This is a genomic window from Dokdonella immobilis (assembly GCF_900115085.1).
GTDB lineage: Bacteria > Pseudomonadota > Gammaproteobacteria > Xanthomonadales > Rhodanobacteraceae > Dokdonella > Dokdonella immobilis.
In genome coordinates this window covers 59914-85025 of the sequence record NZ_FOVF01000006.1, presented here as the reverse complement: position 1 = coordinate 85025, position 25112 = coordinate 59914, and the positions used below count along the sequence as shown (strand labels likewise).

Sequence of the window (25112 nt, the reverse complement as noted above, 5' to 3'; positions counted from 1 at the left end):
CTCGAATCCCGGCCCCCGAACCCATGACCCTCTACCACTACAAGGCCGTCACACCGTCTGGCGAGACCCTCGAGGGTCAGATGGATGTGGCCTCGGAAGACGAGGTCATCAGCAAGCTGCAGGACGCCGGCAATATCCCGCTCGACGTGCGCGATGCCGACAGCGTCGATTCGGGCGGCCTGCTCGCGGCCTTGATGAAGCGGCCGACCCTGAGCGAGGCGCAGATCGTCCAGTTCACCCAGCAGCTGGCGACCCTGCTCGGCGCCGGCCAGCCGCTCGATCGCGCCCTGCAGATCCTGCTCGATCTCCCGGAAAGCGAGAAGGCGCGCAATCTGCTCGAGCGCGTGCGCGACCTGGTCCGCGGCGGCGCGACGCTGTCCGACGCGCTCGAAGCGGAGCGTGGCACGTTCTCGCGCCTGTACGTCAACATGGTCCGCGCCGGCGAGGCCGGCGGATCGCTGGAAGACACCTTGCGCCGCCTGGCCGATTATCTCGAGCGTTCGCGCGCACTCAAGTCGAGCGTGATCAATGCGCTGATCTATCCCGCCTTCCTGGTCGGCATGGTCCTCGTGTCGCTGTTCGTCCTGCTCGTCGTCGTCGTGCCGCAGTTCGAGCAGATGTTCGCCGACATGGACGTCGAGCTGCCGCTGCTCACGCGCATCGTCGTCGGGGTCGGCTCCACCCTGCAGAATTTCTGGTGGCTGATGCTGGCCGGGCTGGTCTTTTTCATCGCCTGGTTCCGGCGCAAGCTGGCCGACCCGGACAGTCGCCTGGCCATCGACGAGCGCCTGCTGAAGCTGCGCATCGCCGGTGAACTCGTACGCAAGCTCGAGACGGCGCGCCTGTCGCGCACGCTCGGTACCCTGCTCAAGAATGGCGTGCCCCTGCTCGGTGCCCTGAACGTGGCCCGCAACGTCATGGGAAACTCTTTCCTCGGCATCGCGGTCGAAAAGGCCAGCGAGGAGGTGAAAACCGGCAGCGGCCTCGGTTTCGCCTTGTCCCAGTCCAAGCAATTTCCCAAGCTTGCCCTGCAGATGATCAGCGTCGGCGAGGAATCCGGCGAGCTGGACACGATGCTGCTGAAGGTCGCCGATACGTTCGACATCGAGGTACGCAACACGCTGGAGCGCCTGCTCGCCGCCCTGGTGCCGGCGACGACCGTGGTCATGACCGTGGTCGTCGCGATCATCATGATGGCGATCATCCTGCCGATCCTTAAACTGACCAGTTCGATTCAATGAGGAGTGCGATCATGAACAACCGATCCCTGCGCAACCTGCGCCCGATTCCGCGCGCCGCGGGCTTCACCCTGATGGAAATGATCGCCGTGATCGTCCTGCTCGGCATCGTCATCGCCATCGTCGGCGGCAATGTCATGGGGCAATTCGGGGGAGCCAAGTACAACTCCGGCACGATCCAGGTCAAGAAGCTGACCGGCGCGGTCGAGCAATACCAGATGGCGGTTGGATCGTATCCGAATTCGCTCGAAGACCTGACCAAACGCGAAGGCTTGGGCCCCTATGCAAAGGAAGCCGATCTCAAGGATCCGTTCGGCAATCCGTTCGTCTACAAGAAGCCCGGCGACGCCGGTCGCGACTTCGACATCATCTTCCTCGGCAAGGACGGCAAGCCCGGCGGCGACAGCACGAACAAGGATTACGGAAGTTGGGAGTAAAGCGACGGGATTCGGGATTCGGGATTGGGGATTCGTGAGAAGCGTCGTGCATGTCTCGCATTCCGGGCCGAAGAAGTCTGATCCTGGATTCGCTGCGCGTCGCGAGACGTCGCAGCGGGCGCCTTTGACGAATCCCGAATCCCGAATCCCGAATCCCCGCTCCAGGGGCTTCACCATGATCGAGATGATCGTGGTGATCGTGTTGATCGGCATCGTCGCCAGCGTGGTCGCCTTTTCGTTCGCGAAGAGCCTGTCGGGGGCGCGAATCCAGGCGGCCAGCCGCGATCTGGTCGCGGCCCTGCGCTATACGCGCGGCCAAGCCATCGTCAAGGGCGAGCAGAAGGTGCTGGTCCTCGATCTCGAGAAGAACACCTACCAGGCCCCGGGCCGGGGCGAGATCGAATTGCCCAAGGACATGGCCCTGCGCCTGACCACGGCGCAGAAGGAATTGACCGGCGAGAAATCGGGTGGGATCCGCTTCTTTCCCGATGGCAGCTCGACCGGCGGCAATATCGCCGTCGTTCTCGGCGAACGCGAGTGGAAGATCAACGTCGGCTGGCTGACCGGCGAAATCACTCTCGACAAGCCCGAGAACGAACGGTGACGAACTCCGTCGCGAGTCGGCGGTCTCAGCGTGTCATGCGCAAGACACTGCCAGGACGTGCCCGTGGATTCACCCTGATCGAGATGATCGCGGCGTTCGTGATCTTCGCGATCGCGGTCGGCGCCCTGATGCAGATCCTGACCATGTCGATGAACAATGCGCGGCGCTCGGCCGACGAGACGCGCGCGGCGTTGTGGGCGCAGACCCTGCTCGACAACGTCGGCGTCGGCGAACGTGTCGAAGCCGGCAGCAGCCACGGTGAATTCGATCGCAGCTATCGCTGGGAAATGCAGATCGACCAGATCGACCCGGAACTGGTCGTAGCCAACGCCAGCGAACCTTCCGGCAATCCCGTCAATGCCGCTCCTGCGGTCGCCGCCGGTGCGGCCCTGCTTCCGCAGATCGATCTGTTCCACGTGGTCCTCACCGTGATCTGGGGCGACGGTTCCCACGAACGCCAGGCGCAGTTCTCGACCTTGCGCACGGCGAATGCGGATCCGAACCATCCCGGCGGGATGTCGGGTGCGGATCTGAGCGGCGGGCGACGGGATCGCGGCATGTCGACCGAACGGGCAGGGCAGTCGGGGAAACCGGCGGGTCGGGGGCAACGATGAACCGTCCCGGGAGTCGCTCGCCGAGCGCCGGATTCACCCTGATCGAGGTCATGCTCTCGATCCTGCTGCTCGGCGTGCTGCTGGCGGCGGCGTTCGGCGGCATCCGTTCCGCGGTCAAGGGCATGGACGTTGGCGAAGCATTGATCGATCGCACCAACCGCTTGCGCGTCGCCCAGGAGTTCATTCGCCACCAGCTTAGTCGCGCCCTGCCGCTGCCGTTCGGGCAGGAGAGCGGTACCGGCTCCAATTTCCTGTTCCAGGGCGAACACGATTTCATGCGTTTCGTCGCCCCGATGCCGGGCTATCTGTCGAATGGGGGTTCCTACGTGCAGACCCTGGAACTCAAGAGCACGCGGGGCGGCAAGCAATTGTTGTTCACCCATGCCATGCTGAACGGATTCGACCTGAAGAAACTGAGCAAGGAGGACGCCGAGCCGGTCATCCTGATGGACCAGGTCGACAGTGGCCGTTTCCAGTACCGCAAGCTCGACGACCAGGGCGAACTCGAGGACTGGTCGGATGACTGGGACGATCCGAGCGTGACGCCGGTGACGGTGCGCATCCAGCTGAAAATGAAGCCCCAGGCGCTGGTCGGCTGGCCCGACATGGAAATTCCCCTGGTCCTCGACGTCGGCGCTGCGCGCCAGTCCGGGCAGATCCGTTTCGACGATCCGCCACCGCCACCGCCGACACCTGCCGAGGCGCAGTCTGCCGGAGTCAAGCCAAGCCGATGAACCTGACCAACCCGCCTTCCGGATCGCCCCGGCATAACCGCGGAGTGGCCTTTGTCCTGGTCCTGTGGGCGATCGCGATGCTGTCGGTGCTGCTCGGCAGTTTTGCACTTGTGGCGCGCACCGAGGGCCTGCAGTCCCGGCATCTGTTCGACACCACGACCGCCAGATATGCGGCCGAAGCCGGCCTCAATCTCGCCGTCTACGGACTGAGCAAAAGCGATCCCCAGCAGAAATGGGTGGCCGACGGTCGCCCCTACCACTTCGTCTTCGACGATGTCGAGGTGGAAATCTCGCTCACCGACGATTCCGGCAAGATCGACATCAACGCCGCCGATTCGGCATCGCTGAAAAACCTCTTCGTCGGTGTCGGCGTCGAGGAGGAAAGAGCCGAGGAGCTGGCCGATGCCGTCCAGGACTGGCGCGATCCGGATGACCTGACCTCCCTGCATGGCGCCGAGCGCGACGACTACCGGGCGGTCGGACTTCCCTACAGCCCGCGCAACGCCCCGTTCGAAACCCTGTCGGAGATCCAGCAGGTGTTCGGCATGGACTACGATCTGTACACGAAGATCGAGCCGGCGATCACGATGTTTTCCGGGCGCAGCACGCCGAGTGCCGCCTATGCGCCGATGGAGGCGATGCTGGCGATTCCCGGCATGACCCCCGATCTGGCCCAGCAGCTCATCGAGCAGCGCCAGCAACTGGCTCCGGGCTTGCTGAACCAGGGCGGCTCGGGCCTGACCCTGCCCGACGGAACCCCCCTCATGGCGGACGGTGGAGGCCTCACGTATAGTGTCAAATCCCGTGCCAAGCTCCCGAACGGAGCCAGTACCGTGCTGGATGCAACCATTCGCATGGGCGGCATGAATTCGGCGGGGCGACCCTTCGTGGTGCTTCGCTGGCGTGACGATGAAAACGCGTAACTCACTGTGAAAGAAGCCCTGGACAGACTGTTGGCCCGTCTGCGGACGCGCCTTGCCAAGACACCGCTACCGCGATTCTTCTCGTGGTGGGGCACGGAGCTGCTTGCCTGCCTGCCGAAACGCTGGCGCGAACGCCTCGGCGGCCACTCCGAAGCGCTGCTGCTCGAGGTGGGTGACACCGACATCGTCGTCCTGCGCGAACGCAATCAGACGGTTTCCGAATTCGGCCGGGTTGGCCGCGACCTGCCCGAGGACGCGCGCGCCGCCGAGATTCGTCGACTGCAGGCGCGGATCGAGAATCCCGGCGTGCGCACGATCTTCTGCCTGCCCGAATCGAAGGCACTGACCCGGACCATGACCCTGCCGGCCGCGGCCGAGGAGAACCTGCGCCAGGTCCTGACCTTCGAGATGGACCGGCAGACCCCATTCAAGGCCGACCAGGTCTATTTCGACAGCCGGGTGGCGGCGCGCGATGCGGCCACCCGCAGCCTGCGCGTCGAACTCGTGGTCCTGCCGCGTGCCCTGCTCGATCCGCAGCTCGCCGCAGTGGCCGGCGAGCGGATCCAGTTCGACGGCGTCGACGTGCGCAGCGATGATGCGGCGGGCGGAGTGCGCCGCGGTGTCAACCTGCTACCGGTCGAGCGCCGGGCGCGCCGCCGCGACCTGGGCCTGCCGATCAACCTCGGCCTGCTCGCGCTGGCCCTGATCCTGCTCATATTCAACATGTCCGAATCGCTCGACAATCGCGCACTTGCCGTGGCAACGATGCAGGCTGAAGTGGAAAAGGCGGCGGTTGCCGCACAAGAAGTGGTCGAACTCAAGAAGACCCTGCAGGATTCGATCAACGGCGCCAACTTCCTGGCCGAAAAGAAGCGCAACGGTCCGCTCATCGTCGCCCTGCTCGATGACCTCGCCGCCCGCCTCAACGATGACACCTACCTCGAGCGCCTGAGCATCGAGAACAACCAGATCCAGTTACAGGGCCAGAGCAAGGAGGCTGCGGGCCTGATCAGCGTGCTCAGCGCCTCGCCGTTCCTGGCCAACCCGAAGCTGGAGGGGCAGATCCAGCCCGATCCGCGCACCGGCAAGGACCGCTTCACGATCAGCGCCGAGCCGAAGAACGTTCCGGCCGACCGCGTGCCGGTGCCGGTCGAGCGGGCAGGCGATACCGATTCCGGGAACGCGACCGGCAAGGTCGAGGCAATGGAGAAAGCCGATGGCGCGCCTTGAATTGCGCCCCAAGGACGGGCGCTTGCTCGCCGTCACCCTGCTGCTGATCGTCCTGCTGGCGGTCTACCTGTTCGGCGTGCACTGGTGGTTCGTTGCCCCACACCTGGACTACTACAGCCAGATGGCCGACCTGCGCGAGCAGCAACAGCGCTACAGCCGGGTGATCTCGGAGCGGCCGGCGATCGAGCGCAAGCTGACCGAGGTCCGTGCCTACGAACAGAGCAACCAGGCCTTCCTTTCCGAAGCCGATGCGAATGCCGCTTCGGCCGGACTCATCACCCGATTGCGCCAGGCACAGACCGACCAGTCCGATCCGAAGCGTTGCTCGGTGATCAGCAATACCCCGTACAGCGGTGGCAAGGAAGAGCTGTACAAGAGCGTCATCGTGCAGGCGCGCCTGCGCTGCGATCTCGAATCGCTGGCTGCGATCCTCTACGATCTGGAGAGTGGCAAGCCCTATCTGTTCATCGATCAGCTGATGATCTACAAGCAGCAGACCTACGTGCCGCCGGGCGCGAAGCGCGTGGCCAGCCCGCTCGATGTGCGCTTCAACCTGTCCGGCTACCTGCGCGAGCCCGGGAAGCCTGCGCCATGATGGACGTCAAGGTTGCGCGCATGATCACCTTCGTGCTCGGCGGCGCCTGCGGCCTGCTCACGGTCACGGCGATGGTGCAGCTGGCCGGCTATGGTCGCGGCTACGGTTGGCTACCGCCCGATGCCGAAGCGGGGCCGGCGATCGCCGGCGACATCGACCGCAATCCGTTCACCCTGCCGCCCCTATCGGCATTTCGTGAAGTCGATGGTCGCCCGCTGTTCAACGAGGACCGCAAGCCGACTCCCGTCAGCGAAGGCGAAGTCGCCGACGCCGGTCCGGCGCCGGTTCCGCTCAATGTGACCCTGACCGGTGTCATTCTCGTGCGCAAGACCGAAACCACCCCGGAGTTGCGCATGGCCATGGTGCGCGACAACATGCGGAACGAATCGGTAGCCCTGAAGGTCGGAATGCCGTTGACCGGCGATCAGGCAGGCTGGACGCTGGTGGCACTGGCGCCACGCCTGGCCACGTTCAGGAACGCCAACGACGAGACGGCGGAAATCGAGCTTTATCCGGCGGCTGCAGCACCGCCGCCGCCGAAGGTCGATCGGCCTCCGCCGGTAGCGCCGTCGGCGCCGGGCACGGTAGCGCCGGGCAAGGACAACAACGCGGCCGAATCCGATCTGGCCCGGCGCATCGAAGAGCGTCGACGGCAGATGCGCGAAGAAGCCGAACGCCTGCGCTCACAACGCAACAGCTCGCCCAACGATCAGAAGAATTGACGGAGTGATCCACGTGTCTTCAAGAATCATCTATCTCTCGATCGCTCTGGCGTTCACCCTGCTTTCCGGTTGCTCGACCCTGCCGGCTGCGCGCGGCGATTCGGCGCGTTCCGCCGCCGCCGACGCCCCGTTGACCACGGATACCTTTGCCGCCAAGTCCTCCACTCGAACCGAAAGCGCCGATGCCGGCATCGACATGGGGGCCGGCGAGGAGAAATCCTTCGAACCGCCGAAACCCGAAATCCAGCTCGGTACCGGCAAGTTCATCGACGAAAAGGCCGCCAGCCGGCCGATACCGGGGCCCGGCGCAGAGGGACAGGTCGATTTCAACTTCGAGAACAATCCGATCCAGGCCGTGGTCAAGGCGATCCTCGGCGACCTGCTCCAGCAGAACTACACGATCGCGCCGAATGTCGGCGGTAATGTCTCGTTCTCGACGGCCAAGCCGATCCGCGCCGACCAGGCCATGTCGGTCCTCGAAATGCTGCTGTCCTGGACCGGCAACACCCTCATCTACAAGGACGGTCGCTATACGGTCCTGCAGATCAAGGATGCCTTGCCCGGCAACCTGACCCCGCGCACCGCGCCGCCGAACCTGGCTCGCGGCTATGAAGTGCGCGTGTTTCCGTTGCGCTATGTCTCGCCCAGCGAGATGGCCAAGCTGCTCAAGCCGTACGCCAAGGCCGACGCCTTCATCAACATCGATACGGCACGCAGCATGCTGGTCCTGGCCGGCACGGCCTCCGAACTCAGCAACTATGCCCAGACCATCGAGATCTTCGACGTCGACTGGCTCAAGGGCATGTCGATCGGCGTGTTCACCCTGCAGCGTGTCGAGGTCGGCACGCTGATGCCGGAACTCGAAAAGGTGTTTGGATCGGCAGGGGAATCGCCGCTGGCCGGCATGTTCCGCTTCATCCCGATCGAGCGCTCCAATGCGATCATCGCCATTACCGCGCAGCCGGAGTACCTGAAGCAGGCCGAGGAGTGGCTCAAGCGCCTCGATCGCGCCGGTGACGAAAGCTCGACCCAGCTGTTCGTCTACGATGTCAAGAACATCAAGTCGACCGATCTCGCCGACTATCTTGGCCAGATCTTCCTCGGCAGTTCGGGCGGCGGTGGCTCGCGACGCACCGATACCTCCGGAGCGGTGGCCCCGGGCCTCGCCGCGGCGACAATCGGCAATGCCGCGGCAACGAATGCGACCGGGAGCAGGGGCGGCGGCAGTCCGCGGCGCTCGAGCCGATTTGGTGGCAGCTCGGGCAATGCGTCCACCGGCGCGGCTGCCGGGCCGATCAGTGGCACCGATTCCGACATCCGCATCACGGCTGTCGAGGAGAGCAACCAGCTGCTGGTGATGGCGACGCCGGCGGAATGGGATTCGATGCAGGCGGCAATCCGGCGTCTGGACATCACCCCGCTGCAGGTGCACATCGAGACCAAGATTCTCGAGGTTACCCTCTCCGGCGACCTGCAGTATGGCGTGAAGTGGTGGTTTTCGGGCCTGACCGGCGAGAACTACGGCGGCGTGTACGAGAACGACCAGGGCAGGGCTTACCCGAATCCTCTCGACCGCCACCGGGGCCTCGGCGGTGCCGCAGCCACGCCAACGGCTGCGGGTTCGAACATCTTTGCCTCCTACCTGAACAGCAAGTTCCAGGTTGCCCTGAGCGCGTTGCAGAGCAGCGGCCAGGCCAAGGTGCTGTCGGCGCCTTCATTGATGGTCATGAACAACCAGGAAGCACAGATCAATGTCGGCACGCGAATTCCCGTACAGACGCAGAGCATCATCGGACTCGGTTCGGTCACCAACACCGGCACCGGCAACACGACGACGCAGACCGGCATCGGCAACACCTCGTATCTGGATACCGGCGTGATTCTGCAGGTCAAGCCGCGGGTCAATCCCGGTGGCTTGGTCTACATGGAGGTTTCGCAGGAGGTCAGCAAACCCGGGGCGGTGGGCGCCAGCGGCAATCCACCGATCAACACCCGGACTCTCGACACCAGCATTGCCGTGCAGAGTGGCGACACGATCCTGCTCGGCGGCCTGATTTCCGAGGACGATCAGACCGCCGAAGACGGCGTGCCGGGATTGAGCCGGATTCCGGTGCTCGGCAAGCTGTTCGGCAGCACCAAGAAAGGCCGCCAGCGCACCGAACTGATCGTCCTGATCACGCCCCAGGTCGTGAACAACTCCGACGAGGCGCGCGAGGTTACCGAGGAATACAAGCGCCAGTTCCAGAGCCTGGCCCCGCTGCGCGCCCAGATGCGCAAGACCCCATCCACAGTTGAAGAACCGCAACAATGAGGAATGCAACCTTGATTCACGCACTAGCACGTCGAGCAGCAGCACTACTGGCCCTCGGCCTCCTGTTGGCCGGTTGCGCCAGCGAAGGGACCCGGCCGGATGCCAAGCCTGATGGCAAGGTGGCCGAAAAGCGGGCCATCGAACGCTGGGAATTCCTGATCAAGCACGAGGCCGAAAAGGCCTACGACTATCTCAGCCCCGGGTTCCGCGCGACCAAGAGTCGTGAGGACTATGCCAAGGAAATGAACAACCGGCCGATCCGCTGGACCCGGGTCCTGCCCTATCGCAGCACCTGCGACAAGCCCGATGTCTGCGTTCTCGACCTGCAAATCGACTTTGCAACAAAGATGCCAGGGGTCGGAACCGACGTGAGTTCGGTCGGATTTGTGAAGGAAACCTGGTTAAGGACCGGTGGCAAGTGGTATCTGTTGCCGGAAGCCAAGTCGGAAACTGGTGGCAAGTGAGGGATGCGGGTATAGTGGGCGCAAGCGCGAACCTGAACGGTTCGCAGCCCGTTGGAGGTATTCCCGCCAGGTGTCTGGGGAGGCGGGCAACGATTGGTTGCCCGGGAGGGATTGCACCGCATTGGACCTTGCCGTACGATTGGTCCGCTGTTGCCTAACCCTGCCCTGTGAAAAGCGGGACAAAACTGCTGTTGGACAGAAGTTAGCCGTAAGCAAAAGCCCTGTGGTCAATTTAGGAGTGTCTGTAATGAAGCGAAATAGCTTGACGACCGCCGTCGTCGCCGGCATCGCCGGTACGGTGGGCATCGCGAATCTCGCGAGCGCAGTTAATCTGAACCCGGATGGTCTGGGTCAGGTTCTTATCTACCCGTATTACACCGTCAATTCGAATGGTTCCGGTGAGAACCTGCAGACCCTGTTCTCCGTCGTCAACACCACGGATCAGGGCAAGGCGGTCAAGGTCCGCTTCGTCGAAGGCTATAACAGCCGCGAAGTTCGCGACTTCCACGTCTACCTGTCGCCGTACGACGTCTGGACAGCCAACCTGTTCAAGCTCCCGGACCAGGCCCAGGCCAACCTCGTCACCGATGACAATTCGTGCACGGTTCCGCGCATCAAGGGCGCCACTGGCAACGGCCTCGGCCAGCTGCCGGACGGACGTTCCTACCTGCCGTTCACCAATGCCCGTTACTCGGGCGTTTACGAGGACGGCGGCCCGACCGGCCTGAGCCGTACCCGTGAAGGCCATTTCGAAATCATCGAAATGGGCACGGTCGTCAACCGCACGAACGATTCGCTCGATGCGATCACGCACATCGCTGGTACGCCGGCTGATTGCGCGCAGGTCGTCGCGGCATGGGTTGGCGTTCCGGCTGGCTACTGGATCACGGATCCGAACATCGACATCGATCCGCCGACCGGCGGCCTGTTCGGTTCGGCCCTGCTCGTCGACCTCAGCACGGGCGTCAGCTCGGGTTACAGCGCCGACGCCATCGACGGCTTCGTCAGCAACGGCATCGACAACCTGCACGGCGTGCCGGGTGACGTCAATCCGTCGCTGATCAGCGTGGGTGCTTCCGACGCGGATGCCACGGCTTACGTGTTCAACAACGGCCAGCTGATCCAGGCGACCTACGGTGCGTCCGCTCCGGGCAGCCGCAAGATCGACGCCGTCAGCGCCCTGTTCACCCAGAACAACATCTTCAACGAGTACGTTCTCGGTGGTCCGGCTGCTGCAACGACGGACTGGGTGGTCACGTTCCCGACCAAGCGCTTCTACGTCGACAACCTGATCGTCGGCGCAACCGCGATCGCTCCGTTCGTCAACGTGTTCGATGGCACCTCCGACGTCGAAGTCGGCCTGTTCCCGTTCAATCGTGAAGAGGCTTCCCCGGGTTCGTGCACGGGCTCCGACGCCGACAACCCGAACTGCGGCGTCTGCTTCTCGCCTTGCGACGATCCGACCTTCAACGCTCCGGTTCTGAGCTACGAAGCGCAGATCATCTCGTTCCAGACCGCTGCCGACTTCTCCGCGGACCCGACTTCTCCGGTCCTCGGTTCGGCTCTGGCCTCGAACGTCGACGTCCGCGCCGACAACCTCAACGAAGGCTGGATGCGCATCGGCTTCAACCCGACCAGCGAGCCGCATGCGCTCAATGCGTCGAGCGAAGGCGAAGTGTTCGATGGTCTGCCGGCTACCGGCTTCGCCATCTCCAACTTCGTCAACAACAACGTTGCTGGCAGCCTTGCCAACTACTCGGGCCTGTGGCACCACAAGGGTTCGCGTAGCTGCTCGGCCGCTGCCGGAACGCTCGCTTGCTCCTGATTGTGATCTGAGTCAGGTTTCAAGAGTGACGGAAAGCCCCGCGCAAGCGGGGCTTTCTTTTTTTTTAAGGCCCCAGGGTCTATGCTTCGCTCCATACCCCCGCAATTTGCGACCCGAGAGACTGCATCCGTGTCTGAATTCATGAAGAAATATCTAGTTGGCCTCAGCGGCGCCGTTGCCTTGTGCGTGGCGCTCGTCAATCCACAACCGGCCAATGCCGCCGATTTCCAGGTTGCCCTGAAGCGCCTGGCCGTCACGCAGTGCTCGATGACCGGTTCCCTGCTCAACATCGATCCGGTGACGGGCAACGTCTCGATCGACCTGAGCGCCGATATCGCCTGCTATCCAACGGTCGTCAACGCGATTGCGAACAACGCCTCGATCAGCATCACCGGCCCGACCACGGTGGGCGGCGGCCAGACCGGTTCGGGCACGGTCAACCTGCAGCTCAACACTGGACTCTCTGGCCCCACCAGTGGCGTAACCTGCACCGCCGACGGCGTCATCGCCAACAGCGTCACGGTTTCTGGAAGCGGTAGCGGTAGCTGGGGAACCGGCAGCCCGGTCTTGTGCACAAATTGCGGCCCGACCGCGACGGCCAGCGTCAGCGTGCAGAATCCGAGCACCACGGTCACAGGCAGCATCACGTTCAAGGCCAAGTGCAACTACCAGGATCAGGGCAACGCCAATCTTCAGATCGTGCGTACCAATATCATTTCAACACCGGCCGTGCAGGTGCTGCCGGGCCAGGCGCCACCGCCGCCCGACTACTGCGAAAGTGTGGCCGAGCTGGCCACACCGAACGGCCTGACCGACGCCATGCGCCAGTCCAGCGGAACGGTGACCGGTGGCACTACTCCGGGTACCAATATCGATTTCCTCAACTACACCTCCGTCTTCGGGGTTCGGCCGAACGTCTATCCGCCGGGTACAATCGACACCGCCGGCTATGGTTTCCCGGGAACGAATCCGACCAACGTGCAGTTCGGGCTGAAGAGAAATTTTTATATTTCGTGGAAGTTCCGCACTCCGACTGCGAGTAGCTATAGCGAACAGGGCGGCGCGTTCCAGTTCATTCCGGGCCCGGCCTTCACCTTGGCCTCGATCGCCCCGTGTCCGGGTCAGTTCTCGACCGACGCCAATTATCCTATGGTGGGCTTCTGTCAGATATCCGGCAAGGGTTCGGATTTGCCTTGGAAGATCACGACAGGCACGACTACGGCCTGCAAGCTCGAGCCCGGCAAGACCTATTATCTCAACGTGATCCAGGCGACCGGGGTCGGCACGTTGACGACGCCAACCTGCCCGAGCACGCTGTGCAGTCCGAAGGTGAATTTGATAGGTACCTTCCCCAACTGACCGGGATAGTCGGTGCGCCATCGGCCTGATGGGCCGTTTGGCGTATCCGCCCTGCATTGAAACTCTTCGAAGCGATGCCGTAGACGGTGTCGCTTCGTCGCTGCAGGTGCCTTGATCGCACGGCGGCAGATGCAACTTCGCGCAGTGGCGCCCCGCTAGCGAGAAGCTGCCATTGCAGATGTGGCGCGAGCGTCACGCCTCGCGGCAGAGGCCGCCAATGGCGCGACGATCCGACGGGATTGGGGGGTGCGCCCCAGAATGGGCCCCACCCGGCGTCGGAATCCGAGAACCAACGTCCTCCGCTGCAGTCAAAGCTACGGTCGAATGGACCCAGCGGCAGGCTGCGGCCGTTGCCCGCGGTGCCATCGGCCCTTTCCGAACCATCCGGCCACCGAACAATCAAAACCTTCGGAGTGATCAATCGTGTCAATTGCCCCGCGAATCCTCTTGCCCGCCGCCGCGCTGGTCCTCATCACGTCACTGGCCTCGGCTGAGCCGAAGTATCCCCAGGACACCGTGGTTGCCGAGCGCGGAGGCGCCGTCGTCACCATGCTTGATGTTGATGCAGCCATGCTCGCGGTTCCGCCGCGCATGCGTGCCAACGTCATGAACAACCCCAAGCGCATCGAGGAGCTGATCGATCGTCTCCTGATCAATCGCCAGATCGCCATGGAGGGGCATGCCGCCGGAATCGACAGCGACGGAGTGTTCAAGCAGGCCGTCAAGCAGCAGGAAGAGCGCCTGCTGACCGAGGTGCACCTGACCGACATGCGCGAAAACCTGGATATCGGTGACGTCGGCGCACTTGCGCGCGAACGCTACCAGGTCAATCCCGACGCCTACGCCCTTCCCGGCGCCACTTCGGCGCGTCACATCCTGATCGGTACCAAGCACCGTACGGACGAGGAAGCCAAGGCGCTCGCCGAAAGCGTTCACGCCAAGGTACTCGCCGGCGAGGATTTCGTCGCCCTGGTCAAGCAGTATTCCGATGATCCGTCCAAGGAGACCAACGAAGGCCTGATTCCGGGGGCGGATTCCGACTCGATGGATCCAGCCTTCGCCGAAGCGGTCAAGCAGCTCGGGAAGTCCGGTGACATCTCACCGGTCGTCAAGTCCCGCTTCGGTTACCACATCATCCGCCTCGAAGAGCGGATCGCGCCTACACCGCGCAGCTTCGACCAGGTCAAGGACAAGATCGTCTCGGAACTCGAATCATCGATGCGCGATGCGCGGGTCAAGGAACACGTGGACCAGCTCAAGGGCATGGAAATCAAGGCGACGCCCGACGTCGTTGCCTCGCTGCGCACACGCTATCTGCCCAAGGGTGCGCAAGCGGAGCCGGAGATTCCCGAGAAGAAGTAGTCCTGAGTATCTCGCCGGCCCCGGCATGTCCGTGCCGGGTCCGGCGGGCCACGATCTGCGCTGATGCGCCGCGGCGGCTTGACCCAAGCCGGGAGTGGCTGCTCCGCCGGCCAGGGTACGCTGGTCATGGCTGTTCGCGGCGCACCCATTCGCAGGGAGGGCGCAGCATCGGCTTACACCGGATGTGCGCCTATCGTGTCGGAAAGACCTGTTTGGCCGGGGACGGGATGCATGCCGTCCGCCGGTACACTGTTGCCATGGTGGCTGTCGCCACCCGGCAGGGGGAAAATGAAGATCCAGAACAAATGTTTGCCCGGGGACATGGCGTGTTGAGCAGCGATCAGCGGCGAGAAGCGCAGCCATGAGCCGGATGACGCTGGCTAGCCATTTCATCCGTCGCGAGCTGCGCGAACGTTACCGGGGCAGCTTTACCGGCTTCGGTTGGGCGTTGCTGCAACCGCTGCTGCAACTGGCCATCTATGCCTTTGTCTTCGTGCAGATATTCAAGGCCCGGGTACCTGGCGCCGGCGCGCCTGGATATGTCGCCTTCCTGGTCGTGGCGATGTGGCCCTGGGTGGCCTTTTCCGACGCCGTAGTCCGTTCCACGACCGCGCTGCAGGACAATGCAGCCCTGATCGGCAAGGTCGCGCTGCCGCGGGAGATCCTCGTTCTGGCACCTTGCAGCGCGAGCTTCCTTCTGCACGCCTGCGGCTATGTCGCCATCCTGGTCGTGCTCGCCATCGCCGGGCAGGACGTGCATATTGCGCGGTTGCCCCTCGCATTGCTGATGTACCTGCCCATGTTCGCCTACACCTTCGGTGTGGCGCTGATCTTCGCGTCCTTGCAGGTCTTCGTACGCGACCTCGTGCAGATGCTCGGCCAGCTCCTGACCCTGATGATGTTCGCGGCGCCGATCTTCTACGACCGGGCGAACCTGCCGGAGAGATTTCGCGGATATCTCGACCTCAACCCATTCTCGTTCTATGTCGAATCATTGCGCAGCATCCTGCTCGATTACGGGGATTTCCCGTGGCGGATGTTCGGCGTGGCCATGCTGACGGCATTGCTGACTCTCGGCTTCGGCCACTGGCTGTTCCGCCGTCTCGATCCGCACTTCGAGGATTTCCTGTGAGCCTGCTGATCGAAGCCAGCGGCCTGGGGAAGGCCTATCCGAAAGCCCATCGGTCGGCTGACCGGTTGCGCGCGCTCGGTCGGCTGCTGCGGGGGCGCGAGGATACCGACAGCCAGTGCGTGCTGCGCGATGTCGACCTGACGATCCGGCGCGGCGAGTCCGTCGCCATCGTCGGCGAAAACGGCGCCGGCAAGTCGACCCTGCTGAAACTGATCACCGGTGTGCTGACCCCGACCGCGGGCCAGGTCAGGGTATTCGGCAAGGTCGGTGCCCTGCTCGAGCTGGGCGCCGGCTTTCACCCGGAATACAGCGGCCGTGACAATGTCGCAATGGCGGCTGCCCTGCATGGCCTGGATGCCGATGCGCTGGCGCGGCGGCTGCCGGAAATCATCGCCTTTGCCGATATCGGCGACTACATCGACGAGCCGGTCAAGCACTACTCCTCGGGAATGGTCGTGCGTCTCGGTTTCGCCATCATCGCCTCGCTCAAGCCGGACCTGCTGATCACCGACGAGGTGCTGGCGGTGGGCGACGAATCGTTCCAGAAGAAGTGTGTGCGCTGGATGGAAACCTACCTCGCCGATGGCGGCACACTGTTGCTCGTATCGCACAGCATGTACCACGCGCAGAAGCTGTGCCGGCACGCGTTGTGGCTGAGCCATGGCGAGGTCATGCAGTTCGGCGATGTCTTCGAGGTGACCCAGGCCTATCTGGCCTGGCATGAGCGCAAGCAGGCGAAAGCGGCCGAGCGGCCGGAAACGAAGTCCGGGCTTGAATTCGAGGTCGACGAATTCCAGATCAACGGGGTTGGCGGGAACCTCGCCGAAGTCGTTTCGTTCGGTGAAACGCTGCGCCTGCGGGCCGCCGTGCGCTCACGCGAGGGACGCCCTCCCGTGATCATGTTCGGCATCGTGCGCGCAGATGGCACGCCGGTCTATGGAGTCAGCTCGGAAATGGATGCAATCGAGATCCGATGCGACGCCGAGGGGCGCTTCGTGGCCGAGGTCGAATTCGAAAACCTGAGCCTGCTTCCGGGCAGTTACAACCTTCGCGCCCATGCCATGGACAGCGAGGGCGTACGCCTGTTCGACAGCGAGGAGCGCGGCCTCAGCGTGCGCGGCGCCTCGCGGGAGTTCGGCATGGTCAGGCTGGCCCATCGATGGCTGCCGTCGGGCGGTGATCGTGATTGAGCGCGACGACACGCTCGAATTCACCGGCGAGCGCTTCACGCCCGAGTGCGTACGCGAAATCTGGTGCGAGCACTGGCATCGCTATGCATTCGCCATGCCGCTCTGTCGTGGCCAGCGCGTGCTCGATGCGGCCTGCGGCGAAGGCTATGGCTCCGACCTGATTGCCCGCGTCGCCAGCGAGGTCGTCGGTGTCGACATTTCCGAGGCTGCGGTCTGCCACGCGCGCAAGCGCTATGGGAGCAGGGAGAACCTGCAATTCGCAGCCGGCGATGCATCAGCACTGACCTTCGACGACGGTTGCTTCGATGTTGTGGTTTCGTTCGAGACGCTCGAACACCTCGACGCCCAGGATCGCCTGGTGGCCGGGTTCGCCCGCGTCTTGCGCGAGGATGGCCTGCTGCTGATTTCGTCGCCGGACAAGCGCACCTACAGCGAGGTCGCGGGTTTTCGCAACGAATTCCACGTGCGTGAGCTGTATCGCGAAGAATTGCTCGAGCTGCTCGGCCGGCACTTTCCGCATGTCCGTCTGTACGCGCAGAAGCTGCTCTTCCAGTCTGCGCTGTGGTCGCTCGATGGCAGCGGCCAGGGCAGCCTCGTGCAGACCGCCTCTGCCGATGGATCCAGCATCGAGGACGGCTTTGCCTACGCGCCGCTCTACTATGTCGCCGCCTGTTCCCGCCAGCCGCTGCCGGCCGTACTGCCGACCACGGCCTGGTTCGGCGATCGCGAAGAGGCGGTCTATACCCACTACAATGGCGAAGTGCGCAAGAACATGAAGGCCGGCGCTCGCATCGCCGAACTCGAAGCCGAGATCCTACGGCTGCGCCAATCCACCGTACCCAGGCCGCCATCCCGATGGCTGCGCTGGCTGCGCCGCTGACAAGACACGGCACCTTGATGACCACGACACCCGAATTCCAGTTCAACTACGGCAACCCGGGCCTTGCCACCACCCCGGTCGCGCGCAGATCCGCCGATGCGCCGCTGTTCGCCGCGATCGACGCCATGGTCGCCCCGCTGTCGAGCGAGGAATATGCCTTCATTGCCAAGGATTCCGGCGAGCGCCATGTGCTCAGCCACCATGTCCTGCAGTCGCTCGACCAGTGCAGGGAGTTCCGCAGCATCGACGAACACGTGGCCCGGGTCGCGGCGGTGGTTCCGGGCCTGACCCAGCATGAGCGCATCCGCAAGGGACTCGAAGGCCTGGCCTCGACCGGACTGCTGATTTCCGATCGCGACTACATCGCCCGCCTCGAGCGCGCGCCGGATACGCGGCCGCGGAGCCTGCACGCGGTGTACATCCGCGCATGCGACCGACCGGGCCAGTTGCGCCTGTTGCTCGATTCGCTGGCCAACTACGAACGCAAGCACCGCGTGGCGCGGTCGGTCGTCCTGCTCGACGACTCGGTCGAGGAAAAAAACCGCGACACGAACCGCGATCTGCTGCGCGAATTCGCGCGCGCGGTCGGCAACCCCGTCAGCTATGTCGGTCCGGCCGAGCGCGCGCGCCTGCGCCAGCGCCTGGTCAAGGCGGTGCCGCAAGCGAAATCGATCGTCGAATGGCTGCTCGACCGCGGACCGCGCACCCGTCGCGGCGGCGGCGGGCGCTCCTGGAACATCGCCCTGCTGCTGTCGGCCGGACGTCTGTTCGCGATGCTCGACGAGGACTTCCGTTTTCCGCTGCACCGGCATGCGGACACGCGCCCCGGTCTTGAGCCGAATCCCGCGGTCGCCGCCTCGGCGCGCTTCTATCGACGCCTCGAGGACGCCCTCGATTCCGGCGAAGAGGAAATGCAGGATCCATTCGAGGCGCATCTGGCCGTGTGCGGCGATCGACTCGGCGCTGCGATCACGCGCGACGAGTATCGCCTCGATCGTGAGAGCCTGCGTGGGATCAATCTCGGCCGCCTCGAGCACCTGCGCGGAGACGCCCGCATCCTCGGTACCCTGAACGGAACCAGCGGCAGCTCGGGCACCGAGAGCGCACTCTGGCTGTACCAGCTCGATGCCGAGAGTCGGGCCAGCTTCTGGGCCGATCGCGAGTCCTACCTGCGCAACATCGAGGCACAGAGCCTCTGGTACGGTTGGTTGCGCGCGAAACCGGCCACGCATGCCTACTTCCTGCCCTTTCTGTTCGACAACCGGCAGATCCTGCCGTGCACGAATCCCGACGGACGCGGCGAGGATGGCCTGGCCAGTGCGGCGACCCACTATTGCCATCCCGATTCGCTGGTCATGCACCTGCCGACGGCCATCGGCCATGCCCAGGAATCGCCGCGCAAGCGCTCCGAGGTGACGATGGCTCCGCACACGCCACGCTTCAACCACTATCTGCGCGACTACGTGACCAACCAGGTCGGCAGCGCCAAGGCCAGCGATCCGGCCCGCCGGCTCGCCCTGCTCGGCGAGATCACCGCCGATCTCGCCGCCGCCGATGATTCGACCCTGGTCGGCTCGTTGCAGGAGTATCTCGGCTTCGTCCGAGCCGACGTCGTCGAGCGCCTGCAGAACCAGTTCGAACTGCTGCCCGATGCGCCGGTCTATTGGCAGGCGGACGTGCGCGAAATCGTGCGCAACAACGGCAGCGCCCTGCTCAGGCAGGCCTCGCCGCGTCTCGCCGACTGGCCCGAGGACTTCGGTGCCGGCGCATGCGCGGAGGCCGCTCGTGCGGAACTGCTCGACATGGCCCAGGCCTGGCGCGACTGGCCGGCCTTGTGGAATGCGGCGCGAGAGCAGGGCGATCGATTGATCAGCGGACTTTGACGCGGGAGCGCGAGGCCGTGCCCCGACCCAGCGAGCGCGGACTCACCAGCGTCATCGTCGTCACCGCCAACAGCGGTCTGCTGGCCAGCCAGTGTGTGGAGCGCGTATTGTCCTCGGACACCGCCGTAGAACTGATTCTGGTCGACAATGCCTCGCGCGACGGCCACATCGAACGCATCCACCACCGCTTTTCGGCCGACTCGCGCCTGCGCATGCTGCGCAACGAAGCGAACATCGGATTCGGCCCGGCCTGCAACCGCGGCGCGGCGCTGGCCCGCGGCGACGCATTGCTGTTCCTCAATCCGGATTGTCTGATCGAGAAGGACACGATCGCCGGCCTGCGAGATTGCGCGGAACGCCACCCCGAGGCCGGTGTGCTCGGCATCCGCGTGCTCGATGCCGCCGGCAAGGTCGAAGCAGCCAGCCGTCGACGCGAGCCGACCCTGAGGCGTTCCCTCAACAGCCTGACCGGCCTTTCCCGTCTCGAGCATCGATTTCCAATCTGCGCCGGCATCGACATGCCGAATCCGAAAGCGTCGATCCAGGTCGAGCCAGTCGATGCGATTTCCGGCGCCTGCATGTTCGTGCCGCGCATGGCCTACGATCGGCTAGGTGGCTTCGACGAGGACTACTTCCTGCATTGCGAGGATCTTGACCTGTGCCGGCGCGCCCGCGACGCCGGCCTCGCCGTGTTGTACGTGCCGTCCCTGAGCGCTCGCCATGAGCAGGGCAGCTCGAGCTTTCGGCGGCCCTTGTTCGTGTCCCGGCACAAGCACCGCGGCATGTGGCGCTATTTCCGGAAATTCGACCCGGCCGCGCGCAACCCCGTGCTCAAGGCTCTGGTATTCTGCGGCATCTGGCTGCACTTCGCGTTGTCCGCGCCGATCCGTGCCTGGAGCGAGTATCGCCATCGTTCGCGTTGACGAACCTGCACCGGACCCCGCTCAATCGAGAAAGATGAAGAACGCGGCGATCACGATCAGCACGAATCCGACCACGTGGTTCCATTTGATCGTGGCACCCAGCCAGCCCACCGAGAACACGACGAAGACGAGCAGGGTGATGATTTCCTGGATCGTCTTCAGCTGCGCCGGGTTGTAGACCGTGTAGCCGATGCGGTTGGCCGGTACCTGCAGGCAGTACTCGAAGAACGCGATGCCCCAGCTGACCAGGATGACCAGCAGGAGCGGACGGTTGGTGTAGCGAAGATGGCCGTACCAGGCGAAGGTCATGAAGACATTGGACCCGGTCAGCAGCAGGATCGGCGCAAGGTAGTTCCACATCGGGGATGGCTCCAGGTCGGATTCCGGCAGGCGGCGGAATTCTGACATGCCGACGGATCTCAGCATGTCCCCAAGTGAATGAGAAACGGGCAGGCTGGGCCGGCGCCAGCGCAGGCCCCGTCAACCACCGCCTTATGGATCGTCCTTGTCGAGGAAGCGCGATTCGTAGAGCAGCGCCTCGAGCTGGCTTTCCTGGCCGTCCGCGAATGCGAATCCCAGGTCGTCGCTGCCCTCGCGCACGCAGCGCGAATCGATGCCGATGACGGTTTCCTGGTCGAAAATGAAGTAGATGCGGCAGTCCGAAGACGCCGCAGGTTGCCAGTGCCGGGGGCGCCCGAGGCAGGCACCACCTTGGGACAGGTCCCGCACTTCGCTGAGCCAGCCCTGGCCGGCCCGTGTGATCAGCGCCGCCGAGAAGATCGGCAGGCGCGGAAAGCGGCGTTTTTCACTGGCGTCCATCGCCGCACCTTAGCGGCCGGACGGCGTGGCGCGCAAGCGAGCGCGGACGGGCCGGGTCAGTTGCCGTAGCGAAGCACGCGCATTGGCGGCGTGCGCGCGATGCGACGCGTTCCGGCGAGTCCGGCAAGCATGACCACGAGCGCCGAGGCCAGCGCCATGCCGGCCAGTTCGACGGCCGGCGGCCAGTAGTCGGGCATGCGGAACACGTTGCGCGCCAGCGCGATTCCGGTGCCGGCCGCGCCGGCCGCGGCGACGGCGCCAGCGAGCAGGCCGAGTGCGGCGAATTCGCCGAGCACCGCGGCCGTCAGCTGCCGGCCATGGGCACCGAGCGTGCGCAGCAGGGCGATTTCGAAGCGTCGTTCGTCGGCCGTCGCAGCGAGTGCGGCGAGCAGGACGAGGATGCCCGCCGCGAGGCTGAAGCCGAGCACCCAGGTCACCGCCGAGGAGACCCGGCTGATAATGTCGCGGACCCGGTCAAGGATCGAATTGACGTCGATCAGCGAGAGGTTCGGCATCGCCCTCGAAAGGGTCGCAAGGGCGGCATTGCCCACCGGCAGGTGGAAGCTCGAGATCAGGCTGTGCGGCAGCGGATCGCCATGCGCCGGATCGAGCATCATGAAGAAGTTGACCCGGAACGAATCCCAGTCGATCTCGCGCACGCTGGTGACCGTCGCGGTGACTTCGCGGTCGCCGACGCGCAGGGTCATGCTATCGCCAAGCTTGAGCCGAAACAGTTCGAACCAGCCCCGGTCGACCGACAATTCGGCGGCTTGCGGATCGGGACCGGGCCAGGTGCCGGCGATGATGCGGTTCGACGGCGGCAGCTGTTCGCTCCAGGACACCCGTACCTCGCCCTCGATCCAGTTCCCGGCGCGCGAATCTTCGGCGTAGTCGCTGGCGCGCAGCGGCTTGCCATTGATCGCGACGAGCTTGCCGGCGGCCAATGGCAGCAGGCTCAGGTTGCTGGCGCCGAGCGCGGCCAGGCGCTGTTCGAATTCGGCGCGCTGCCCGGGCTGCAGGTTCAGGACGAAATAGTTGGGCGTGTCCTGCGGCAGGTCGGCGCGCCAGCGATCGAGCAGCGAGGGGCCGACCACGGCCAGCAGGTTCAGCGCCGTCAGGCTCAGGGCCAGGGCGCCGACCTGGATCAGGGTCAGTGCACGCCGGCGGCTCAGGTTGGCCAGGCCGAAACGCAGCGCCCCCGGCAGCTTGCGCGAACTTGCGCGCAGGCCCTTGAGCAGGAGCAGGCTGAGCAGCAGGGTCGCCACGGCCACTGCGCCGAGCGCACCGGCGAGGACCCCGGCCAGTTTCGTTGAGCCGCTCTCCAGCAGGATCAGCCCGCCGCCGACCAGCAGCGGCAGCAGGTAGAGGGCGTCGAAGCGGCGCAGGCGGGTCTGCAGATCGCGTCGGAAGACGCGCATCGGTTCGACATCGCGCAGACGCAGCAGCGGTGGCAGGGCGAACCCGAACAGCACGGCGAGGCCGACCACGAAGGCCGAAGCGGCCGGCGCCAGCGGCAGGGCCGGGGCGGCGCCGCCAAGCAGCTCGCTGGCGAACAGGAAGGCGACCTGTTGCATACCGATGCCGAGTGCTCCGCCCAAAAGGCAGGCGGGCAGGGCCAGCAGGACCAGTTCGAGGCTCAGGGCGAGGACGATTTCGCGGCGGCTGGCGCCGAGGCAGCGCAGCAGGGCGACCTCCTCGGTCTTGCGCCGGGCGAAACGCTGCGCGGCCAGGGCCACCGCGATACCGGCCAGCAGGGCGGCCAGCAGGGCCGCCAGGCGCAGGAAATTCTCGCCGCGCTCGAATGCGGTACGCAGATTGGCCTGGGCTTCCGCGACCGTGGTCAGGCGTGCCATCGCGGGCAGGTTCTGCCCGGCCCACCCGGCGTAGCGGCTGATTGCGTCGGCATTGCCGGCAACGAGAACGCGGTAGGTGGCGCGGCTGCCGATGCCGAGCAGGCCGCTGGACTCGGCATCATCGAGGTTCATGAGCAGGGTCGGGGCAAACTGGAACACCGAGCTGCCGGGCGCGGCGACGATCTCGCCGGCGATGGTCAGGTCATGGCCCCCCAACTGGAGGACGTTGCCGACCGAAGCCGCCAGCGCACTGAGCACGGCGCGATCGGCATAGACCTGTCCTCGCTTTGGCGCATGCGCCACGACCTGACTGCCGGTTGCGTCGGCGACGACCAGCTTGCCGCGCAGCGGGAAGGCCGCGTCGACCGCACGGACTTCACTGAACTGGCTGTTCTCGCCGGCGAACACGACACTCGAGAATTCGACGCTGCGACTGCTGGCGAGTCCAAGACGGGCCGCCTCGGCGGAAAACGATTCGGGCAACGCCTCGCGACGCGCACTGACCCCGAGGTCGCCTCCAAGCAGCTCGGCGGCCGAGGCGAGGATGGCGCTCTCGACGCGGCTGGCCAGGGTGCCGACCGCGCTCAGGGCGGCCACGGCGAGGACCAGGGCCGCCGCCAGGGTCGCCAGTTCGCCGTGGCGGAATTCGCGGCGCAGGCTGCGCGCGGCGAAGGCGACCGGCTTCACTGGTCGCTCTCGACGACGCGGCCGTCGCGCAGGCGCAGCGTGCGCGCGCAGCGCGAGGCGAGGCCGAGGTCATGGCTGACCAGGACCAGGGTGGTCTGGTGTTCGCGATTGAGATCGAACAGCAGGTCGCTGACCGCGGCACCGGTGCGCTGGTCGAGGTTGCCGGTCGGCTCGTCGGCGAACAGCAGCTGCGGTCCGTGCACGAAGGCGCGGGCCAGGGCCACGCGTTGCTGTTCGCCGCCGGAGAGCTGGTGCGGGTAATGATGCAGGCGCTTGCCGAGCCCGACCGCGGCCAGCACGCTGCCGGCGCGCTCGCGGGCGTCGTCCAGGCCCTCGAGTTCGAGCGGCAGCATTACGTTCTCCTCGGCGTTCAGGGCCGGCAGCAGGTGGAAGGACTGGAACACGAAACCGACCATGCGCCGACGCACGCGGGCGCGCGCTTCCTCGTCGAGTGCGCCGAGATCCTCGCCAGCGATCACGACCGAGCCGCTGCTGGGCCGATCGAGCCCGGCCAGCAAGCCGAGCAGAGTGGTCTTGCCGGATCCGGAAGCACCGACGATTGCGAGGCTGGCACCGCGTTCGACGCCGAGGCTGACCTCCTCGAGGATGGTCAGGCGGCCGTCGGGACCCTCGACCACTTTGCTAAGCTTCTCGGCACTGAGCACCACCGCGGGTTCGATCGTCATGCTTCGATTCATCCTTCCTGTCTTGTTCGTCTTGCTGTCGTCGGTCCCAGCGCAGGCGCTGACCTCGCCGCAACCGGTGCTCGTGCTCGGCGATTCCCTGTCGGCAGGCTACGGCATCGAGCCCGAATCCGGCTGGGTCAACCTGTTGCGCGAGCGTCTGGGCACTGAAGATCCCGCGCGCGATGTGGTCAATGCGTCGATCAGCGGCGAGACCACGGCCGGCGGTCTCGCCCGTATCGAGAAACTGCTCGACGAGCACCGGCCGGCCCTGGTCGTGCTCGAGCTCGGCGCCAACGACGCCCTGCGCGGCTTGCCGCTCAGTGCGCCCCGGCAGAACCTGACCCGCATCATCGAGCTCAGCCGCAAGGCCGGCGCCCGAGTCGTGCTGGTGGGTATCGAGATTCCGGTCAACTACGGTCCGCAGTATCGCGACGGCCTACGCAACCTGTATCGGGACCTGGCGACGGAATTCAAGCTGCCATTGGTCCCGTTCCTGCTCGATGGCGTGGCCCTGGACCCCGAACTGATGCAGGCGGATGGCCTGCACCCGACCGCAGCCGCGCAACCGCGCGTGCTGGCCAACGTCCTGCCGGCTCTGGAAAAGGCCCTGAAACCCTGATCGACTGGCCCCGGCCGGCAGG

24 protein-coding genes are annotated in these 25112 nt (G+C 65.0%); 20 read left to right on the top strand and 4 right to left on the bottom strand.

Features of this window, described 5'->3' with window-relative positions:
• Positions 1-23 precede the first annotated feature (23 nt).
• The 19 genes from BM125_RS06590 to BM125_RS06505 all read left to right on the top strand — a co-directional run bounded on the left by BM125_RS06590 (position 24) and on the right by BM125_RS06505 (position 20426).
• Positions 24-1241, top strand: coding sequence for a type II secretion system F family protein (locus BM125_RS06590; protein WP_092406169.1), 1218 nt, complete (start codon positions 24-26; stop codon positions 1239-1241).
• Between the two features lie 11 nt (positions 1242-1252).
• Positions 1253-1675, top strand: coding sequence for a type II secretion system protein GspG (locus BM125_RS06585; RefSeq protein WP_092406355.1), 423 nt, complete (start codon positions 1253-1255; stop codon positions 1673-1675).
• A gap of 124 nt (positions 1676-1799) precedes the next feature.
• Positions 1800-2279: a GspH/FimT family pseudopilin gene (locus BM125_RS06580; RefSeq protein ID WP_281243934.1), complete on the top strand. Its 480-nt coding sequence runs from the start codon at positions 1800-1802 to the stop codon at positions 2277-2279.
• Positions 2280-2314: 35 nt separating this feature from the next.
• The gene (locus BM125_RS06575) at positions 2315-2893 is read left to right on the top strand and encodes a type IV pilus modification PilV family protein (RefSeq protein ID WP_092406166.1); all 579 of its coding nucleotides are present in this window, start codon (positions 2315-2317) and stop codon (positions 2891-2893) included.
• Positions 2890-3627 carry a prepilin-type N-terminal cleavage/methylation domain-containing protein gene (locus tag BM125_RS06570; RefSeq protein WP_092406164.1) on the top strand — a complete coding sequence of 246 codons (738 nt, stop codon included), beginning with the start codon at positions 2890-2892 and terminating at the stop codon, positions 3625-3627. The genes BM125_RS06575 and BM125_RS06570 overlap by 4 nt, the downstream gene beginning before the upstream one ends.
• The gene (locus tag BM125_RS06565) at positions 3624-4550 is read left to right on the top strand and encodes a type II secretion system minor pseudopilin (RefSeq protein ID WP_092406162.1); all 927 of its coding nucleotides are present in this window, start codon (positions 3624-3626) and stop codon (positions 4548-4550) included. Before BM125_RS06570 ends, BM125_RS06565 begins: the two co-directional genes overlap by 4 nt.
• 30 nt (positions 4551-4580) lie before the next feature.
• Positions 4581-5780: a PilN domain-containing protein gene (locus BM125_RS06560; protein WP_092406161.1), complete on the top strand. Its 1200-nt coding sequence runs from the start codon at positions 4581-4583 to the stop codon at positions 5778-5780.
• Positions 5767-6375, top strand: a complete 609-nt coding sequence (gene gspM, locus BM125_RS06555; RefSeq protein WP_092406160.1) for a type II secretion system protein GspM — start codon at positions 5767-5769, stop codon at positions 6373-6375. The genes BM125_RS06560 and gspM overlap by 14 nt, the downstream gene beginning before the upstream one ends.
• Positions 6372-7097 (top strand): hypothetical protein, encoded by a 726-nt coding sequence (locus BM125_RS06550; protein ID WP_139224887.1) that lies wholly within the window; start codon positions 6372-6374, stop codon positions 7095-7097. The genes gspM and BM125_RS06550 overlap by 4 nt, the downstream gene beginning before the upstream one ends.
• Before the next feature lie 13 nt (positions 7098-7110).
• The gene (gspD, locus tag BM125_RS06545; protein WP_245778825.1) at positions 7111-9408 is read left to right on the top strand and encodes a type II secretion system secretin GspD; all 2298 of its coding nucleotides are present in this window, start codon (positions 7111-7113) and stop codon (positions 9406-9408) included.
• Positions 9409-9419: 11 nt separating this feature from the next.
• Positions 9420-9872, top strand: a complete 453-nt coding sequence (locus BM125_RS06540) for a hypothetical protein (RefSeq protein WP_139224886.1) — start codon at positions 9420-9422, stop codon at positions 9870-9872.
• A gap of 247 nt (positions 9873-10119) precedes the next feature.
• Positions 10120-11697: a hypothetical protein gene (locus tag BM125_RS06535; protein WP_092406154.1), complete on the top strand. Its 1578-nt coding sequence runs from the start codon at positions 10120-10122 to the stop codon at positions 11695-11697.
• Positions 11698-11826: 129 nt separating this feature from the next.
• Complete coding sequence (locus BM125_RS06530) at positions 11827-13056, top strand: hypothetical protein (protein ID WP_139224885.1); 1230 nt, start codon at positions 11827-11829, stop codon at positions 13054-13056.
• 423 nt (positions 13057-13479) lie between these two features.
• The gene (locus tag BM125_RS06525) at positions 13480-14418 is read left to right on the top strand and encodes a peptidylprolyl isomerase (protein WP_139224884.1); all 939 of its coding nucleotides are present in this window, start codon (positions 13480-13482) and stop codon (positions 14416-14418) included.
• A 361-nt stretch (positions 14419-14779) separates the two neighbouring features.
• A complete protein-coding gene (locus tag BM125_RS06520) occupies positions 14780-15550 on the top strand; it encodes an ABC transporter permease (RefSeq protein WP_092406148.1) in 771 nt (256 codons plus the stop codon).
• Positions 15547-16740, top strand: a complete 1194-nt coding sequence (locus tag BM125_RS06515; RefSeq protein WP_092406146.1) for an ABC transporter ATP-binding protein — start codon at positions 15547-15549, stop codon at positions 16738-16740. Before BM125_RS06520 ends, BM125_RS06515 begins: the two co-directional genes overlap by 4 nt.
• A complete protein-coding gene (locus BM125_RS06510) occupies positions 16733-17620 on the top strand; it encodes a class I SAM-dependent methyltransferase (RefSeq protein ID WP_175497940.1) in 888 nt (295 codons plus the stop codon). Before BM125_RS06515 ends, BM125_RS06510 begins: the two co-directional genes overlap by 8 nt.
• A gap of 17 nt (positions 17621-17637) precedes the next feature.
• A complete protein-coding gene (locus BM125_RS19735; protein ID WP_139224883.1) occupies positions 17638-19503 on the top strand; it encodes a hypothetical protein in 1866 nt (621 codons plus the stop codon).
• A gap of 17 nt (positions 19504-19520) precedes the next feature.
• Positions 19521-20426, top strand: a complete 906-nt coding sequence (locus tag BM125_RS06505; RefSeq protein WP_245778824.1) for a glycosyltransferase family 2 protein — start codon at positions 19521-19523, stop codon at positions 20424-20426.
• 21 nt (positions 20427-20447) lie between these two features.
• On the opposite strand, the gene BM125_RS06500 is transcribed toward BM125_RS06505, so the two are convergent.
• From BM125_RS06500 to BM125_RS06485, 4 genes are all read right to left on the bottom strand, one after another.
• Complete coding sequence (locus tag BM125_RS06500) at positions 20448-20801, bottom strand: DMT family protein (RefSeq protein WP_175497948.1); 354 nt, start codon at positions 20799-20801, stop codon at positions 20448-20450.
• A gap of 117 nt (positions 20802-20918) precedes the next feature.
• The gene (locus BM125_RS06495; RefSeq protein ID WP_092406140.1) at positions 20919-21245 is read right to left on the bottom strand and encodes a PilZ domain-containing protein; all 327 of its coding nucleotides are present in this window, start codon (positions 21243-21245) and stop codon (positions 20919-20921) included.
• A gap of 56 nt (positions 21246-21301) precedes the next feature.
• Positions 21302-23785 (bottom strand): ABC transporter permease, encoded by a 2484-nt coding sequence (locus BM125_RS06490; protein WP_092406138.1) that lies wholly within the window; start codon positions 23783-23785, stop codon positions 21302-21304.
• Positions 23782-24471: an ABC transporter ATP-binding protein gene (locus BM125_RS06485; RefSeq protein WP_092406136.1), complete on the bottom strand. Its 690-nt coding sequence runs from the start codon at positions 24469-24471 to the stop codon at positions 23782-23784. Before BM125_RS06485 ends, BM125_RS06490 begins: the two co-directional genes overlap by 4 nt.
• Here BM125_RS06485 and BM125_RS06480 point away from each other — a divergent pair.
• Entirely contained in the window at positions 24470-25090 is a 621-nt protein-coding gene (locus BM125_RS06480; protein WP_092406134.1) for an arylesterase, read from the top strand. The two genes, BM125_RS06485 and BM125_RS06480, sit on opposite strands and share 2 nt — an antisense overlap.
• Positions 25091-25112: the final 22 nt, after the last annotated feature.

Bases quoted from the DNA above. Each gene is read 5' to 3' on its own strand.
- BM125_RS06485 (WP_092406136.1), bottom strand. From the start codon at position 24,471: ATGACGATCGAACCCGCGGTGGTGCTCAGTGCCGAGAAGCTTAGCAAA.
- gspM (WP_092406160.1), top strand. From the start codon at position 5,767: ATGGCGCGCCTTGAATTGCGCCCCAAGGACGGGCGCTTGCTCGCCGTC.
- BM125_RS06590 (WP_092406169.1), top strand. From the start codon at position 24: ATGACCCTCTACCACTACAAGGCCGTCACACCGTCTGGCGAGACCCTC.
- BM125_RS06480 (WP_092406134.1), top strand. From the start codon at position 24,470: ATGCTTCGATTCATCCTTCCTGTCTTGTTCGTCTTGCTGTCGTCGGTC.
- BM125_RS06570 (WP_092406164.1), top strand. From the start codon at position 2,890: ATGAACCGTCCCGGGAGTCGCTCGCCGAGCGCCGGATTCACCCTGATC.
- BM125_RS06585 (WP_092406355.1), top strand. From the start codon at position 1,253: ATGAACAACCGATCCCTGCGCAACCTGCGCCCGATTCCGCGCGCCGCG.
- BM125_RS06550 (WP_139224887.1), top strand. From the start codon at position 6,372: ATGATGGACGTCAAGGTTGCGCGCATGATCACCTTCGTGCTCGGCGGC.
- BM125_RS06575 (WP_092406166.1), top strand. From the start codon at position 2,315: ATGCGCAAGACACTGCCAGGACGTGCCCGTGGATTCACCCTGATCGAG.
- BM125_RS06495 (WP_092406140.1), bottom strand. From the start codon at position 21,245: ATGGACGCCAGTGAAAAACGCCGCTTTCCGCGCCTGCCGATCTTCTCG.
- BM125_RS06565 (WP_092406162.1), top strand. From the start codon at position 3,624: ATGAACCTGACCAACCCGCCTTCCGGATCGCCCCGGCATAACCGCGGA.
- BM125_RS06535 (WP_092406154.1), top strand. From the start codon at position 10,120: ATGAAGCGAAATAGCTTGACGACCGCCGTCGTCGCCGGCATCGCCGGT.
- BM125_RS19735 (WP_139224883.1), top strand. From the start codon at position 17,638: ATGACCACGACACCCGAATTCCAGTTCAACTACGGCAACCCGGGCCTT.
- BM125_RS06520 (WP_092406148.1), top strand. From the start codon at position 14,780: ATGAGCCGGATGACGCTGGCTAGCCATTTCATCCGTCGCGAGCTGCGC.